Genomic DNA, 14848 nt, shown 5'->3' with positions numbered 1-14848 from the left:
CCCCGTCCTCAGCTCGACCGTTCAGCCGGACTTATCCCGCCTGCGGGTCGCCCTTGGTGTACGTGAGGCGCTCCACGGCGCCGGGCTGCCAGTCGTCCTCGATCTTCTTGCCGTTGACGTAGAGGTCGATCGCGCCCGCGTCACCGAGGACCAGGTTGATCTTCTCGCTGTCCTGGAAGGTCTTGGTGTCGCCCTGCTTGAGGAGGCCGTCGAAGAGGAACCGGCCGTTGTGGTCCTTGGCCGCGATCCAGCTCCGCCCATCGGCGGCGCTGACCTGGACGGTCACCTTGTCCTGCGGGACGGCGGCGATGGCGCTGTCCGACGGCTCGGGCTTGGGGTCCTTGGGCTTGTCGGTCTTCGGGGTGGGCGTGGTCTTGTCGGACGTCGGAGTCGAGCCGCCCTCGGCGACGGCCGACTTGCCGCCGTCGTCCCCGCCCTTGAAGGCGGTGAACCCGACGAACCCGATCACCGCGACGATCGCGGCGACCATGGCCGCGGTCCAGTTGGGCCCGCGCCGCTCGGGACGGATGCGCTCCGCCTCGAACAGGGGGGCCGCCGGGGTCGGCGCCGGTCGTCCGCCGTGCGAGGCGTCGTACTGGGCGAGCAGCGGGGCCGGATCGAGGTGGACGGCCTTGGCCAGGGTTCGGATGTGGCCACGGGCGTACACGTCGCCGCCGCACGGGGCGAAGTTGTCCGCCTCGATGGCCTGCACGATGGCGATGCGGACCCTGGTGGCGTTGGTGACGTCGTCGACGGTCAGCCCGGCGTCGAGGCGCGCCTGCCTCAGGGCACGGCCGATCGAGGGGCGGGCTTCCTCGGATACGTCTTCGAACGGACGCTCGTCTTCAGGGGAGTTGCCGATGGACACGGGGGCGCCTTTCGAGCGTTTAAGCCACCTGTGCTGGAGGTTCAGTCTAGGGGGGTAACGAAAGGGTGGGGCAACCGGGCGGTGGGACTTTATACGCCATCAGAATGGCCGGACACGCTGATGGTGGGGTACCTGTTTGTCTCTTCGCTCAACTTGACGTACGCCGAAGGGGAACGGTTGCTCAATGATCCCTTACGGGTGAGTCACGATCGGGCATCGGCTCATCGCCCACCCACCGCCCGCGAGGCGACCACTGCATCCCGTATTCCGCGTCGGGCTCGCTTTATGCCTCCCCGCGGATCACGGCGAGCACTCCGTCCAGCTCATCAGGTTTCACAAGAACGTCACGAGCCTTGGACCCCTCGCTCGGGCCCACGATGCCGCGGGACTCCATGAGGTCCATCAGGCGCCCCGCCTTGGCGAACCCGACGCGCAGCTTGCGCTGGAGCATGGACGTCGAACCGAACTGCGTGGAGACCACCAGCTCCGCCGCCTGGCACAGCAGGTCGAGGTCGTCGCCGATCTCCTCGTCGATCTCCTTCTTCTGCTTCGTCCCGACGGTGACGTCGTCCCGGAAGACGGGCGCCATCTGGTCCTTGCAGTGCTGGACGACGACCGAGACCTCTTCCTCCGTCACGAACGCGCCCTGCATACGCGTGGGCTTGTTGGCGCCCATCGGCAGGAACAGTCCGTCACCCTTGCCGATCAGCTTCTCGGCACCGGGCTGGTCGAGGATGACCCGGGAGTCGGCGAGCGAGGAGGTGGCGAAGGCGAGCCTCGAGGGCACGTTCGCCTTGATCAGACCGGTGACGACATCCACGGAGGGGCGCTGCGTCGCGAGCACCAGGTGGATGCCGGCCGCGCGCGCGAGCTGCGTGATGCGCACGATCGCGTCCTCGACGTCACGCGGCGCGACCATCATCAGGTCGGCGAGCTCGTCGACGATCACCAGCAGGTACGGGTACGGCTGGAGCTCGCGCTCACTGCCCTGCGGCGCCTTCACCTTGCCGTTGCGCACGGCTTCGTTGAAGTCGTCGATGTGCCGGTATCCGAACGCCGCCAGGTCGTCGTAGCGAAGGTCCATCTCCCGTACGACCCACTGGAGCGCCTCGGCGGCCCGCTTGGGGTTGGTGATGATCGGCGTGATCAGGTGCGGGATGCCCTCGTAGGCGGTCAGCTCGACTCGCTTGGGGTCGACGAGGACCATGCGGACGTCCTCCGGGGTCGCGCGCATCATGATCGAAGTGATCAAGCAGTTAATGCACGACGACTTACCGGAACCGGTCGCACCGGCGACCAGCACATGCGGCATCTTCGCGATGTTCGCCATCACGTAGCCGCCCTCGACGTCCTTGCCGAGTGCGACCAGCATCGGGTGATCGTCCTCGGCGGCGGCCGCGAGGCGCAGCACGTCACCGAGGTTGACCATCTCGCGGTCGGTGTTGGGGATCTCGATGCCGACCGCCGACTTGCCGGGGATCGGGCTGATGATCCGCACGTCCGGGCTGGCGACCGCGTAGGCGATGTTCTTCGTCAGCGCGGTGATCCGCTCGACCTTCACGGCGGGCCCGAGCTCGACCTCGTACCGCGTGACCGTCGGCCCGCGCGTGAAGCCGGTGACGCGGGCGTCGACCTTGAACTCGGAGAAGACGGTGGTGAGCGAGTCCACGATGGCGTCGTTGGCGGCGCTGCGCGCCTTGCCCGGGCCGCCCCGCTCGAGGAGGTCCAGCGACGGCAGTGAGTACGTGATGTCGCCGGAGAGCTGGAGCTGTTCGGCACGCGGAGGCAGGTCGCGCATCTCGTCCGGCGCGGCCTTGGTGAGGTCCGGCACCCCGGACTTCGTCAGGTCCGGTACGTCGGTCTTCGGGAGCTTCTCCTGCTTGGGCCGCGCGGCCGGGACGGGCGTCGGCACCGGGGTGGTCTCCGCGCGGTCTCCCACGCTGACGCCCTGGGTGAGGTCGGCGACGATCGGCGACGGCGGCATCCCGTGCAGGACGGCGCCGTCCAGCGCGGCAGCGGCTGCCGCCGCGACGTCCACAGCGTCCATGGGACGGTTCATCTCGGGCTGCGGCACCGCGGAGCGCCTCGGGCGCCCCCGACGCCGCGAGAGGGCCTCCTGCTCGGCTCCGTCGGGGTCGTACGCCTCACGCGCCGCAGCCCGCTTGCGCCCGCGCGACGCGGGCAGCGCCTCGCGCCACTGGTCGTCGTAGCGCTCGTCGTCGTCGCTGTACTCGTCGTCCTCTTCGGGGTCGGGCAGGATGCCGAGCTTGATACCCAACTGCCGCAGCCGCTGCGGGATGGCGTTGACCGGGGTGGCGGTGACCACCAGCAGGCCGAAGATCGTCAGCAGCACGAGCAGCGGTACGGCGAGGACGTCGCCCATGGTGTGCGTCAGCGGGGTCGCCGCGCCCCAGCCGATCAGCCCGCCCGCGTCCCTTATGGCCTGCATGCCGTCGCCGCGGGCGGGCGAGCCGACGGCGATGTGGACCTGACCGAGCACGCCGATGACGAGCGCAGAGAGGCCGATGACGATACGGCCGTTGGCCTCGGGCTTCTCGGGGTGCCGGATGAACCGCACGGCGATGACCGCGAGCAGTATCGGCACGAGCAGGTCGAGCCGGCCGAAGGCGCCGGTCACGATGATCTCGACGAGGTCGCCGACGGGCCCGCGCAGATTCGACCAGGTGCCCGCGGCGACGATCAGCGCGAGGCCGAGCAGCAGCAGCGCGATGCCGTCCTTGCGATGGGCGGGGTCGAGATTCTTCGCCCCCTGCCCTATGCCGCGGAACACGGCGCCGACCGCGTGCGCGAGTCCGAGCCAGAGGGCGCGCACGAGCCGGTACACGCCCCCGGTGGGGTTGGGCGCGGGCTTCGGCGGCGCGGCTTTCCTGGCCGCGGCCTTCTTCGCCGGCGCCTTCTTCGCGGGGGCTTTCTTGGCGGCGGCCTTCTTCGCCGGAGCCTTCGCGGAAGCGGCCGCCTTCTTTGCGGGCGGCTTCTTGGCTGCGGAGGAACGTGAGGCCATGGGTGTGAGGTTACCGGTGCAGAAGACAGTGGACACGTGTGCCCACTGCTTCACCCGTTCGTGTCGCCCTTGCGGGGGCGGCGAACTGACGCCGGTTCACGGACCGGTCACGTACAGGACGAACGGGCGCCGCTCGCCCGCCAACCGGAGCCGACGCGAGGTCAGTTCTGCGAGGGCACCGACGAGGTGCTCCCGGTGCCCGGCTCCAGCGCGTCCAGCGCCCGCCGCAGTCCGGTGAGTTTGCGTTCGAGATGAGCCGCCGTGGCCACCGCCGCCGCGTCCGCCGACTCGTCGTCGAGCTGCTTGGACAGCGCCTCGGCCTGCTCCTCGACGGCGGCGAGCCGCGCCGACAGCTCGGCCAGCAGTCCCGCCGGCTCCTTGGAGTCGGCGCCCGCGGCCTTGCCGCCACCGCCCTCCAACTGGAGCCGCAGCAGCGCCGCCTGCTCGCGAAGCTGGCAGTTCTTCATGTACAGCTCGACGAAGACGGAGACCTTCGCCCGCAGCACCCACGGGTCGAACGGCTTGGAGATGTAGTCCACCGCGCCTGCCGCGTAGCCGCGGAAGGTGTGATGCGGGCCGTGGTTGATCGCGGTGAGGAAGATGATCGGGATGTCCCGGGTCCGTTCCCGCCGCTTGATGTGCGCAGCGGTCTCGAAACCGTCCATTCCCGGCATCTGGACATCCAGCAGAATGACCGCGAAATCGTCCGTCAGAAGTGCCTTGAGCGCTTCCTCCCCGGACGATGCCCGCACCAGGGTCTGATCGAGCGCAGAGAGGATCGCCTCCAGCGCCAGCAGATTCTCCGGCCGGTCATCGACCAGGAGGATCTTGGCCTTCTGCACCATGGCCCGCCCTCCTCGCCCCGGCAGTGCACCGGGCTCCGCCCCAGGGGACGACTCCCTTACGCCGCCCGCCCTCGTGCCGGTCATGGTAGCCGCACCCCGCCTGTCGCCACACCCTGTCACCGCGATGTCACTGTGCACGTAGCAGAAACGCAGCAGGAGACCAGAAGGTTCCCCGAATCCCGCACTTCTACACGGCTTCGAGCACACTGAGTCAGCAACTCCGTGTGAACACTTTCAGCCGCCGTCACTGATCCCTCATCCACTGGTCCATCACCGCCAGGAGATGATCCGGATCGACCGGCTTCGTCACGTAGTCGGAAGCACCCGACTCGATCGCCTTCTCCCGGTCGCCCTTCATCGCCTTCGCGGTCAGCGCGATGATCGGGAGCCCGGCGAACTGCGGCATCCTGCGGATCGCCGTGGTCGTCGCGTACCCGTCCATCTCCGGCATCATGATGTCCATCAGGACGACCGCCACGTCGTCGTGCTGCTCCAGGACCTCGATGCCCTCACGGCCGTTCTCGGCGTACAGCACCGACAGGCCGTGCTGCTCCAGGACGCTGGTGAGCGCGAAGACGTTCCGGATGTCGTCGTCGACGATCAGCACCTTCTCGCCGCCGAACCGGATGCCGCGGCGCGACTTCGGAGCCGTTTCCTGCCGCTCCGGCGCCGACCACTGCTCCAGTTGCGCCGGACGCTGTTCCAGCTCGTGCGCGGCCCTGCGACGGCGCCTGAAGAGCGCTGCGGCGCCGTTCTGGGTCTCCCGGTACGACCGCACCTCCGCGGGCGTCTCGATCTCCGCGTCCGACAGCTCCGCCAGGTCGGCCGCGGCCACCAGATCACCCGCGTCGAGGGACGGAAGCTGCTGCTGGTAGCCGTGCGGGGGCAGTTCGCTCGGGTGCAGCGGCAAGTACAGCGTGAACGTCGAACCGCGTCCCGGTTCGCTCTGCGCGTGGATCTCGCCGCCCAGCAGTTGCGCGATCTCCCGCGAGATCGACAGCCCCAGCCCCGTACCGCCGTACTTTCGGCTGGTCGTGCCGTCCGCCTGCTTGAACGCCTCGAAGATCACCCGCATCTTGCTGGCCGCGATCCCGATGCCCGTGTCCGTCACGGAGAACGCGATCAGCGGCGCGTCCGCCTCGGTCAGCGATCCGGCCTCCAGGAGCTGCTCCCGGATGACCTGCGGCACGTCCATCCCGGCGGGCCGGATGACCAGCTCGACCGAGCCCGAGTCGGTGAACTTCACCGCGTTCGACAGCAGGTTCCGCAGCACCTGGAGCAGCCGCTGCTCGTCGGTGTGCAGCGTGGCCGGCAGCTCCGGGGAGACCCGTACGGACAGGTCCAGGCCCTTCTCCGCGGTCAGCGGCCGGAACGTGGCCTCCACGTAGTCGACGAGCTGCACGAGCGCGATACGCGTCGGGGAGACGTCCATCTTGCCCGCCTCGACCTTCGACAGGTCGAGGATGTCGTTGATCAGTTGGAGCAGGTCGGAGCCGGCGCCGTGGATTGTCTCGGCGAACTCGACCTGCTTCGGCGAGAGGTTGCCCTCGGCGTTGTCGGCGAGCAGCTTGGCCAGGATCAGCAGCGAGTTGAGCGGCGTACGCAGCTCGTGCGACATGTTGGCGAGGAACTCGCTCTTGTAGCGCATGGAGACGGCGAGCTGCTCGGCGCGCTCCTCCAGGACCTGCCGCGCCTCCTCGATCTCGGTGTTCTTCACCTCGATGTCGCGGTTCTGCTGGGCCAGCAGCTCGGCCTTCTCCTCCAGCTCGGCGTTGGACGCCTGGAGGGCCTTCTGCCGGTTCTCCAACTCCTCCGACCGGTCGCGCAGTTGCTCGGTCAGCTCCTGCGACTGCTTCAGCAGCACCTCGGTCTTGGTGTTGACCGAGATGGTGTTGACGCTGGTCGCGATCATTTCCGCGATCTGGTTGAGGAAGTCCTTCTGGATCTGCGTGAAGGGCGTGAAGGAGGCCAGCTCGATGACGCCGAGCACCTTGCCCTCGAACAGCACCGGAAGGACGATCACCTGCGCGGGAGGCGCTTCACCGAGCCCGGAGGAGATCTTCAGATAACCGCTGGGCGCGTTCTCCACGAGAATCGTGCGCTTCTCCTCCGCGGCCGTCCCGATGAGCGCCTCACCCGGCCGGAAGGACGTCGGCATCGACCCCATCGAATAGCCGTACGACCCGAGCATCCGCAGCTCGTACGCCTCGTCGTTCTCGGCAGCCAGGTCCTTGCCGTCGAGGAGCGGCATGGCGACGAAGAACGCGCCGTGCTGGGCGGTCACCACCGGCGTCAGCTCGCTCATGATCAGCGAGGCCACGTCGTGCATGTCGCGGCGGCCCTGCATCAGCCCGGAGATGCGGGCGAGGTTGCCCTTGAGCCAGTCCTGCTCCTTGTTGGCGATCGTGGTGTCGCGCAGGTTGGCGATCATCTTGTTGATGTAGTCCTGGAGCTCCTGGATCTCGCCGGACGCGTCGACGTCGATCTTCAGGTTCAGGTCGCCACGGGTCACCGCCGTCGCCACGCGCGCGATGGCGCGCACCTGGCGAGTCAGGTTTCCTGCCATTTCGTTCACGGACTCGGTGAGGTCGCGCCAGGTTCCGTCGACGTCACGCACGCGTGCCTGGCCACCGAGCTGGCCCTCGGTGCCCACCTCGCGGGCGACTCGGGTGACCTCCTCGGCGAACGACGAGAGCTGGTCGACCATCGTGTTGATCGTCGTCTTCAGCTCGAGGATCTCGCCGCGTGCATCGATGTCGATCTTCTTGGTCAGGTCACCCTTCGCGATCGCGGTGGTGACCATGGCGATGTTGCGGACCTGGCCGGTCAGGTTGGACGCCATCTGGTTCACCGACTCGGTGAGGTCCTTCCACGTACCGGCCACACCCGGTACGTGCGCCTGACCGCCGAGGATCCCGTCCGTGCCCACCTCACGGGCCACCTTGGTGACCTGGTCGGCGAACGAACTCAGCGTCTTCACCATGGTGTTGAACGTGTCGGCGAGCTGCGCGACCTCACCGCGCGCCTCGATCGTCACCGTCCGCGTCAGGTCGCCGTTGGCGACGGCCGCCGCGACCTGGGAGATGTTCCGCACCTGCATGGTCAGGTTCTTGGCCATCAGGTTGACGTTGCCGCTGAGGTCCTTCCAGATGCCCGTGATGCCGGGCACGTGCGCCTGGCCGCCCAGGATGCCCTCGGTGCCCACCTCTCGGGCCACCCGGGTCACCTGCTCGGCGAAGCTGGAGAGCTGGTCGACCATCGTGTTGACGGTCGTCACGAGCTCGAGGATCTCGCCCTTGGCGTCGACGGTGATCTTCTTCGACAGGTCGCCCTTGGCGACCGCGGTCGTGACCTCGGCGATCTGGCGCACCTGAATGGTCAGGTTGTTCGCCATGAAGTTCACGGACTGGGTGAGGTCCTTCCAGGTACCCGAGACGCCCTGCACCTCGGCCTGACCGCCGAGCTGGCCCTCCGTACCCACCTCACGGGCGACCCTGGTGACCTCCTCCGCGAACGACGAAAGCTGGTCCACCATCGTGTTCAGCGTGTTCTTGAGCTCCAGGATCTCGCCGCGCGCGTCCACGGTGATCTTCTGCGACAGGTCACCACGGGCCACCGCGGTGGCGACCTGGGCGATGTTGCGCACCTGCGCGGTGAGGTTCCCTGCCATTCCGTTCACGGAGTCGGTCAGGTCCCGCCACACACCGGCCACACCGGGCACCTGCGCCTGCCCGCCCAGCCGGCCCTCGGTACCCACCTCGCGGGCCACCCGGGTCACCTGGTCGGCGAAGCCGGAGAGCTGGTCGACCATCGTGTTGATGGTGTTCTTCAGCTCCAGGATCTCGCCGCGCGCGTCGACGTCGATCTTCTGCGACAGGTCGCCCCGCGCGACCGCGGTGGTGACCTGCGCGATGTTGCGCACCTGGGCAGTGAGGTTCCCTGCCATTCCGTTGACGGAGTCGGTCAGCTCCTTCCACGTACCGGCGACACCCGGTACGACGGCCTGACCGCCCAGCCGGCCCTCGGTACCCACGTCCCGGGCCATCCGCGTGACCTGGTCGGCGAAGGACGAGAGCTGGTCCACCATCGTGTTCACGGTGTTCTTCAGTTGGAGCATCTCGCCGGAGACGTCCACGGTGACCTTCTGCGACAGATCACCGTTGGCCACGGCCGTCGTCACCTGGGCGATGTTCCTCACCTGTCCGGTGAGATTCCGGAACGCGGTGTTGACGGAGTCCGTCAGGTCCTTCCACGTACCCGCCGCCCCCGGCACCTGGGCCTGCCCGCCCAGCTCACCCTCGACACCGACCTCACGCGCGACCCGCGTGACCTCGGCACCGAACGACGAGAGCTGGTCGACCATGCCGTTGACGGTGTTCTTCAGCTCCAGCATCTCGCCGGCCACGTCGACGGTGACCTTCTGCGACAGGTCACCGTTGGCCACGGCCGTCGTCACGGCGGCGATGTCGCGCACCTGAATGGTCAGGTTCCGGAAGACGGTGTTGACGGAGTCCGTCAGGTCCTTCCAGGTGCCCGCGGCGCCCGGCACATTGGCCTGACCGCCCAGTTGTCCTTCGGCGCCGACCTCGTTGGCCACGCGCGTGACCTCGTCCGCGAAGATCCGCAGCGTCTCGGTCATCTGATTGATCGTGTCCGCGAGCTGAGCGACCTCGCCCCGCGCCGACACGGTCACCTTCTGCGACAGATCACCGTTGGCGACCGCCGTCGTCACCTGCGCGATCCCGCGCACCTGCGCCGTCAGGTTGCCGGCCATCAGGTTCACCGAATCGGTGAGGTCCTTCCAGACGCCGGCCACACCCGGCACCTGCGCCTGCCCGCCGAGCTCGCCCTCGGTACCCACCTCGCGCGCGACTCGCGTCACCTCGGAGGAGAAGGACGAAAGCTGGTCCACCATCGTGTTGACGGTGTTCTTGAGCTCCAGCATCTCGCCGGCCACGTGCACCGTGACCTTCCGGGACAGATCACCCTTGGCGACCGCCGTGGTCACCAAGGCGATGTCCCTCACCTGCGCCGTCAGCCGGTACGCCATCGTGTTGACGGAGTCCGTGAGGTCCTTCCACGAACCCGACATCCCACGCACGCGTGCCTGCCCGCCGAGCTTGCCCTCGGTGCCGACCTCGCTGGCCACGCGCGTGACCTCGTCGGTGAACGTCGAGAGCTGATCGACAAGGTTGTTTACAGTTCGCCCGACCTTGAGGAACTCGCCCCGCAGCGGATGCCCGGTCCCGTCCGACGGCTGCGTACGCAGCTCCATCCGCGGCGACAGATCACCCTCGGCCACCGCGGACAGCACCCGGCCGACCTCGGAGACCGGCCGTACGAGGTCGTCGACCAGGGAATTGGAGTTGTCGATCGCGGCCGCCCAGGAGCCCTCGCAGGCGCCCGTCTCCAGCCGCTCCGTGAGCTTGCCCTCCCGGCCGACCATGCGCCGCACGCGCGCCAGCTCACCCGTGAGGTGGAGATTTCGGTCCGCCACCTCGTTGAAGACGGCGGCGATCTCCGACATCACGCCGTCCCCGGACACCGTGAGCCGCTTGCGGAAGTTCCCGTCCCGCATCGACACCAGAGCCGCCAGCAGCCGGTTCAGGGCAGCCGTGTCCACGGCAGTGGTCCCGCCACGCGTCTTGCGCTCGTTCCTCAGCGACTGTCCGCCTTTCGCGCGCGTCTTAGTGCCCCGCGTCGCTGCGCCAGACTCCACTGTGTCCCTCCCGCAGGGGTCGACCGTTACTGCCATGCTCGGGTTCTGCTGCTCCGCGTACCCATTACTGCTGGGTAGTCCTGCCGGTAATACCAGGCCGCATCCACGTGCTGCTGCCCGCGGTACGCGAATCACACTCAGGCTGCCCGGACCTTCACAAGAAGCTTGCCCAGTGTTTCACCCTGCCTGAACCCGGCCATAACAGTTCGGCAGCTTCGCACATGGTCCGCACACCCTCCGGGCGGAAACACTGCAGACCGGCATCCGCATGGACCGCGAAGGTAAGTAACCTTGCATGCGGCTGTCCAGCCGCGCCGGTCCCGTCCGGACTGGGCGGTGACAGGAGGAGCACGAGCGGGCAACGGAGGGGCAGCCGGACATGACCACCGGACTGATCCCGGGGGGACAATCCCCGGACCGGCCGACGGGCGCGCACATGCCGCACCAGCGGCGCGAGCCGGTCGGCCAGGGAGCCCTGCACGTCGACAACCGGACTAGGAGTTCAGTGATCACCGCGCGCGCGGCAGCCAGCTTCGACCCCGTCGGGCGATCGGTCGCGAGCGCCCGCTCCTTCGTCCGCGACACATTGCAGGGCTGGGGCTTCGCCGACATCGTCGATGACGCCGTCGTCCTCACCAGTGAACTGGTGACCAACGCCGTCGTGCACGCCGGCACCTCCGCGGACGTCCTGTGTCTGCGCAGTGAGGAAGGCGTACGAATCGAGGTGGCCGACCGGTATCCGGAGCGCGAGATCCCGCTCCAGGGCTCACCGGTCAACATGGGCAGCCCCGACCGCGAGGGCGGCCGCGGCCTCCAGCTCTGCGCGGCCCTGGCCGGCCGCTGGGGCGTCGAGTACACGCCGACGCACAAGCAGGTCTGGTTCCAACTCGACCTCCCCGAGCGCCCGGTGGGCACCCGCGCCGCCGGCCCGTCGCTGCCCTCCGACCTCCTCCCGCTCGCCGACGGCCGCGTCCGCGTCGCGGTGATCCAGATCGACCGCACGGGCTCCATCTCGTCGTGGAACGAGGACGCGCAGGAACTCTTCGGCTACGCGGCCGAGCAGGTCACCGGCAAGCCCCTGACCGACCTCGCGGCCTGGCCGCACACCCCGGGCACCAGCACCGGCATCGCGGAGGCACTCCAACTCTCACGCTGGGAAGGCAGCTACGGCATCAGGGGCGCCAACGGCCGCGTCACACCCGTGTACGCCTCCCACCTCCGGGTCCGCGACACCGGCGGCGAACCCTCCACGGTCTGCCTCCTGGTCCGCAACCACGAACGCGCCGTTCTCCAGACCCCCTTGCGCGTCCCCGCCTCCGACACCGCCTCCGAAGGGACGAGCGCCGACCCGTTCGAGGTGTTCATCGGCTCGCCCGCCCCGGACGACCTCGACGGCCTCCTCCAGCGCACGGTGGAACGCGCCCGCGACATGCTGGACGGAGACTCCGCCTTCCTCCTCCTCGCAACCGACGACGAGACGGAGTTGGAGGTCCGCGCCTCCACCGGCCTGCCTTCCGCCCGCCAGCGCTTCGCGCGCGTGCCCGTCGAAGCAGGTCCCGGCCGCTACGGCTCGGCCCGCATGCCGGCGGTCCACGAGGACCTCACCATGGTCCCCGGCGCCGTACCCCTCCTGCGGGGCACCGGCATGCGCTCGGTCGTCACGGTCCCCCTGAAGGTCGAAGGACGCCTGACCGGCTCCCTCGGCGTCGCCGCAGAGGCCCCCGCCAGATACTCGAACGAGGAGGCACTGCGCCTCCAGTTCGCCGCCGACCGCATCGCGCTCGCGGTCGAGTCGGCCCGCCTCGGCGAACTCGAACGCCTGCGCCGCGGCTCCCTCAGCTTCCTCGTCGAGGCCTCCGACCTCCTCGCCGGCACCCTGGACCGCGACCAGACCCTCGCCCTGATGGCCCAGATGACGGTCCCGACCCTCGCCACCTGGTGCGCGGTCTACACGATCGCCGACCAGGCCTCGGAGCCGTACCTGTCGTACGTCCTGCACGAGGACGAGGAACTCATCGACGGCATCAAGTCGTTGCTCTCGAAAATCCCCCCGCCGGACCCGGTACCCACCCCTGGCGCCCGCGTCTGGTCGGCCCCGGCCGAGTCTGCCCACCAGGCCGCCCTGCGCACCTCCATGCGCAGCCTGGGCCTGGGCGAGCCCATCGGCCGCATCAGCGCGGGCATCGGCCCCACGCTCGCCACGGCGTCCGCGGTCGGCGGCGAGACGGTCGTCCTGCCCCTCGTGGCCCGCAACCGCGTCATCGGCATGCTCACCCTCGGCAAGCCCACCGACGAACACTTCCGCCAGGAAATCCTGGAGTTGGCCGAGGACCTCTCCCGAAGGGCCGCCCTGGCCCTGGACAACGCCCGCCTCTACTCCGAACGCACGGCCATCAGCCAGTCCCTCCAGCGCAGCCTCCTGCCGCCCGAGCTCCCGGAGATCGGCGGCGTCGAGGTCGAGGTCATCTACCGCGCGGCCGGCGAGGGCAACGAGGTCGGCGGCGACTTCTACGACCTCTTCCCGATCAGCGACGGCGCCTACGGCTTCGCCATCGGCGACGTATGCGGTACGGGACCCAACGCGGCGGCCGTCACGGGCCTCGCCCGGCACGCCCTCCGCCTCCTCGCCCGCGAGGGCCTCAGCGGCCCGGCGGTCCTGGAGCGCCTGAACTCCGCGATCCTCGACGAGGGCGCCCGCAGCCGCTTCCTGACGCTCCTCTACGGCGAGTTGAGGCCCCAGGAGGACGGCAGCGCCGAGCTGAAGGTGGTCTGCGCCGGCCACCCCCTGCCGCTGCGCCTGCGCCAGGACGGCACGGTCGAACCGGCCGCGGAACCGCAACCGCTGCTCGGCGTCATGGAGGACCTGGAGCTCTACGAGCAGACGGTCACACTCGACCCGGGCGACGTCCTGCTCTGCGTCACGGACGGTGTCACCGAACGCCGTGAAGGCAGCCGCATGCTCGGCGACGACGGCCTCACCGACGTCCTCACGACCTGCACCGGCCTCACGGCGGGCGCGGTGGCCGCCCGCATCATGCGCGCCGTCGAACGCTTCGCTTCTGACGCCCCGTCCGACGACATGGCGATCCTCGCGATGCGCGTGCCGGGCATCCACAAGGACTGAGGCGGGGCAGGGAGAAGGGCATGAGAAAGGCCCCGCCCAATTGGGCGGGGCCTTCTGCGTGGAGCCCCCAAACGGAATCGAACCGTTGACCTTCTCCTTACCATGGAGACGCTCTACCGACTGAGCTATAGGGGCTTGCTGCCTTTGCGAAGTTTCCCTCGCGGCAACGGAATAGATCATACCCTGAACGCGCCGCGCTCCCAAATTCGCTCAGAACGCGGGCTGAAGCAGCCCTCCGAGCGCGTTACAGACGGACACGATGCGCTGCATGTCCCGCTTGGTCAGGGAAGCGTCAACCGGCAGAGCCAACGTTTCGTCAGCAGCCCGCTCGGTCTCCGGCAGAGACACACACCGCCGGAACTCGGGCAGCCGATGCACAGGCGTCTTCACCGGCACCCGGCACTCAACTCCCCTGGCCCGCACGGCCCGAGCGAAAGCGTCCCGATCCGGCCGCCCGTTCCCCGGCACCCGCACGACGTACTGCTGGTAGGTGTGCCCGTCGCCGCCGTCCGGCGTGTACACACCCTTGAGCTTCGCATCGAGGTACGAGGCCCGCTGCCTGCGCTGAGCGATCTCGTCGTAGGGAGCCTCGGACTCCCCCTGCTCCAGCACGAGCAGCTCGTGCCGCTTCCCGATCTCATGCAACCGCGCGATATCGGCCGACCGACCAAAGCGGTGTACGGCGACAACGGCGGCCGTGCGCCGAGTGACAACCGCCTCGACAGCGGCGGCGTCCAGGCAGTACGTCACCGGGTCTATGTCGGCGAACACCGGCAGCGCTCCGGCCAGGACCACGGCCTCGGCGACTTCGATGTTCCCGAAGGCCGGTACGACAACCTCATCACCGACACCGACGCCGGCAGCCCTGAGCATTGCAGCAGTACCCATGTGGGTGATGTTGGTTGCGGAACGTGAACGCCAGGTGACGCACAACAAAAAAGGGTTGGACCCGGAACCAAAGTTCCGGGTCCAACCCTATAAAAGGAGTTCGGCGGCGTCCTACTCTCCCACAGGGTCCCCCCTGCAGTACCATCGGCGCTGTAAGGCTTAGCTTCCGGGTTCGGAATGTAACCGGGCGTTTCCCTCACGCTATAACCACCGAAACACTATGAAACTGTCGAACGATGCCGCACCACGCCGTGACCGGACGTGGGGCTGTTCGTGGTTTCAGAACCAACACAGTGGACGCGAGCAACTGAGGACAAGCCCTCGGCCTATTAGTACCGGTCACCTCCACACCTTGCGGTGCTTCCAGATCCGGCCTATCAAC

Annotated in this window: 6 protein-coding genes, 1 tRNA gene and 1 rRNA gene; 1 reads left to right on the top strand and 7 read right to left on the bottom strand. The window is 68.5% G+C overall.

Annotation, left to right across the window (positions count from 1 at the left end; genetic code table 11):
- Nucleotides 1-31 precede the first annotated feature (31 nt).
- The 4 genes from ACZ69Q_RS00040 to ACZ69Q_RS00025 form a co-directional block, all read right to left on the bottom strand.
- Complete coding sequence (locus tag ACZ69Q_RS00040) at nucleotides 32-868, bottom strand: helix-turn-helix domain-containing protein (protein WP_471033764.1); 837 nt, start codon at nucleotides 866-868, stop codon at nucleotides 32-34.
- Between the two features lie 283 nt (nucleotides 869-1151).
- Nucleotides 1152-3890 (bottom strand): DNA translocase FtsK, encoded by a 2739-nt coding sequence (locus ACZ69Q_RS00035; protein WP_471033763.1) that lies wholly within the window; start codon nucleotides 3888-3890, stop codon nucleotides 1152-1154.
- A gap of 161 nt (nucleotides 3891-4051) precedes the next feature.
- On the bottom strand, nucleotides 4052-4735 hold the full coding sequence (locus ACZ69Q_RS00030) for a response regulator (protein ID WP_030949665.1): 684 nt from the start codon (nucleotides 4733-4735) through the stop codon (nucleotides 4052-4054).
- Between the two features lie 244 nt (nucleotides 4736-4979).
- Nucleotides 4980-10454 carry a HAMP domain-containing protein gene (locus ACZ69Q_RS00025; protein ID WP_471033762.1) on the bottom strand — a complete coding sequence of 1825 codons (5475 nt, stop codon included), beginning with the start codon at nucleotides 10452-10454 and terminating at the stop codon, nucleotides 4980-4982.
- A 379-nt stretch (nucleotides 10455-10833) separates the two neighbouring features.
- On the opposite strand from ACZ69Q_RS00025, the gene ACZ69Q_RS00020 reads away from it, so the two are divergent.
- Nucleotides 10834-13578 (top strand): SpoIIE family protein phosphatase, encoded by a 2745-nt coding sequence (locus ACZ69Q_RS00020; RefSeq protein ID WP_471033761.1) that lies wholly within the window; start codon nucleotides 10834-10836, stop codon nucleotides 13576-13578.
- A 59-nt stretch (nucleotides 13579-13637) separates the two neighbouring features.
- On the opposite strand, the gene ACZ69Q_RS00015 is transcribed toward ACZ69Q_RS00020, so the two are convergent.
- The 3 genes from ACZ69Q_RS00015 to rrf form a co-directional block, all read right to left on the bottom strand.
- Nucleotides 13638-13713: transfer RNA gene (locus ACZ69Q_RS00015), tRNA-Thr, on the bottom strand.
- Nucleotides 13714-13788: 75 nt separating this feature from the next.
- On the bottom strand, nucleotides 13789-14451 hold the full coding sequence (locus tag ACZ69Q_RS00010; protein ID WP_471039950.1) for a DegT/DnrJ/EryC1/StrS family aminotransferase: 663 nt from the start codon (nucleotides 14449-14451) through the stop codon (nucleotides 13789-13791).
- 113 nt (nucleotides 14452-14564) lie between these two features.
- Nucleotides 14565-14681: ribosomal RNA gene (gene rrf / locus ACZ69Q_RS00005) — 5S ribosomal RNA — on the bottom strand.
- Between the last annotated feature and the right edge of the window lie 167 nt (nucleotides 14682-14848).

The sequence above is a fragment of the Streptomyces sp. NPDC036764 genome (assembly GCF_055609385.1).
Note: the sequence above shows the minus strand (reverse complement) of the source record. Positions and strands in the feature narration are given on the sequence as shown.

Coding starts and splice junctions, on each gene's coding strand:
- ACZ69Q_RS00035 (WP_471033763.1), bottom strand. CDS start 3,890: ATGGCCTCACGTTCCTCCGCAGCCAAGAAGCCGCCCGCAAAGAAGGCG.
- ACZ69Q_RS00030 (WP_030949665.1), bottom strand. CDS start 4,735: ATGGTGCAGAAGGCCAAGATCCTCCTGGTCGATGACCGGCCGGAGAAT.
- ACZ69Q_RS00020 (WP_471033761.1), top strand. CDS start 10,834: ATGACCACCGGACTGATCCCGGGGGGACAATCCCCGGACCGGCCGACG.
- ACZ69Q_RS00010 (WP_471039950.1), bottom strand. CDS start 14,451: ATGCTCAGGGCTGCCGGCGTCGGTGTCGGTGATGAGGTTGTCGTACCG.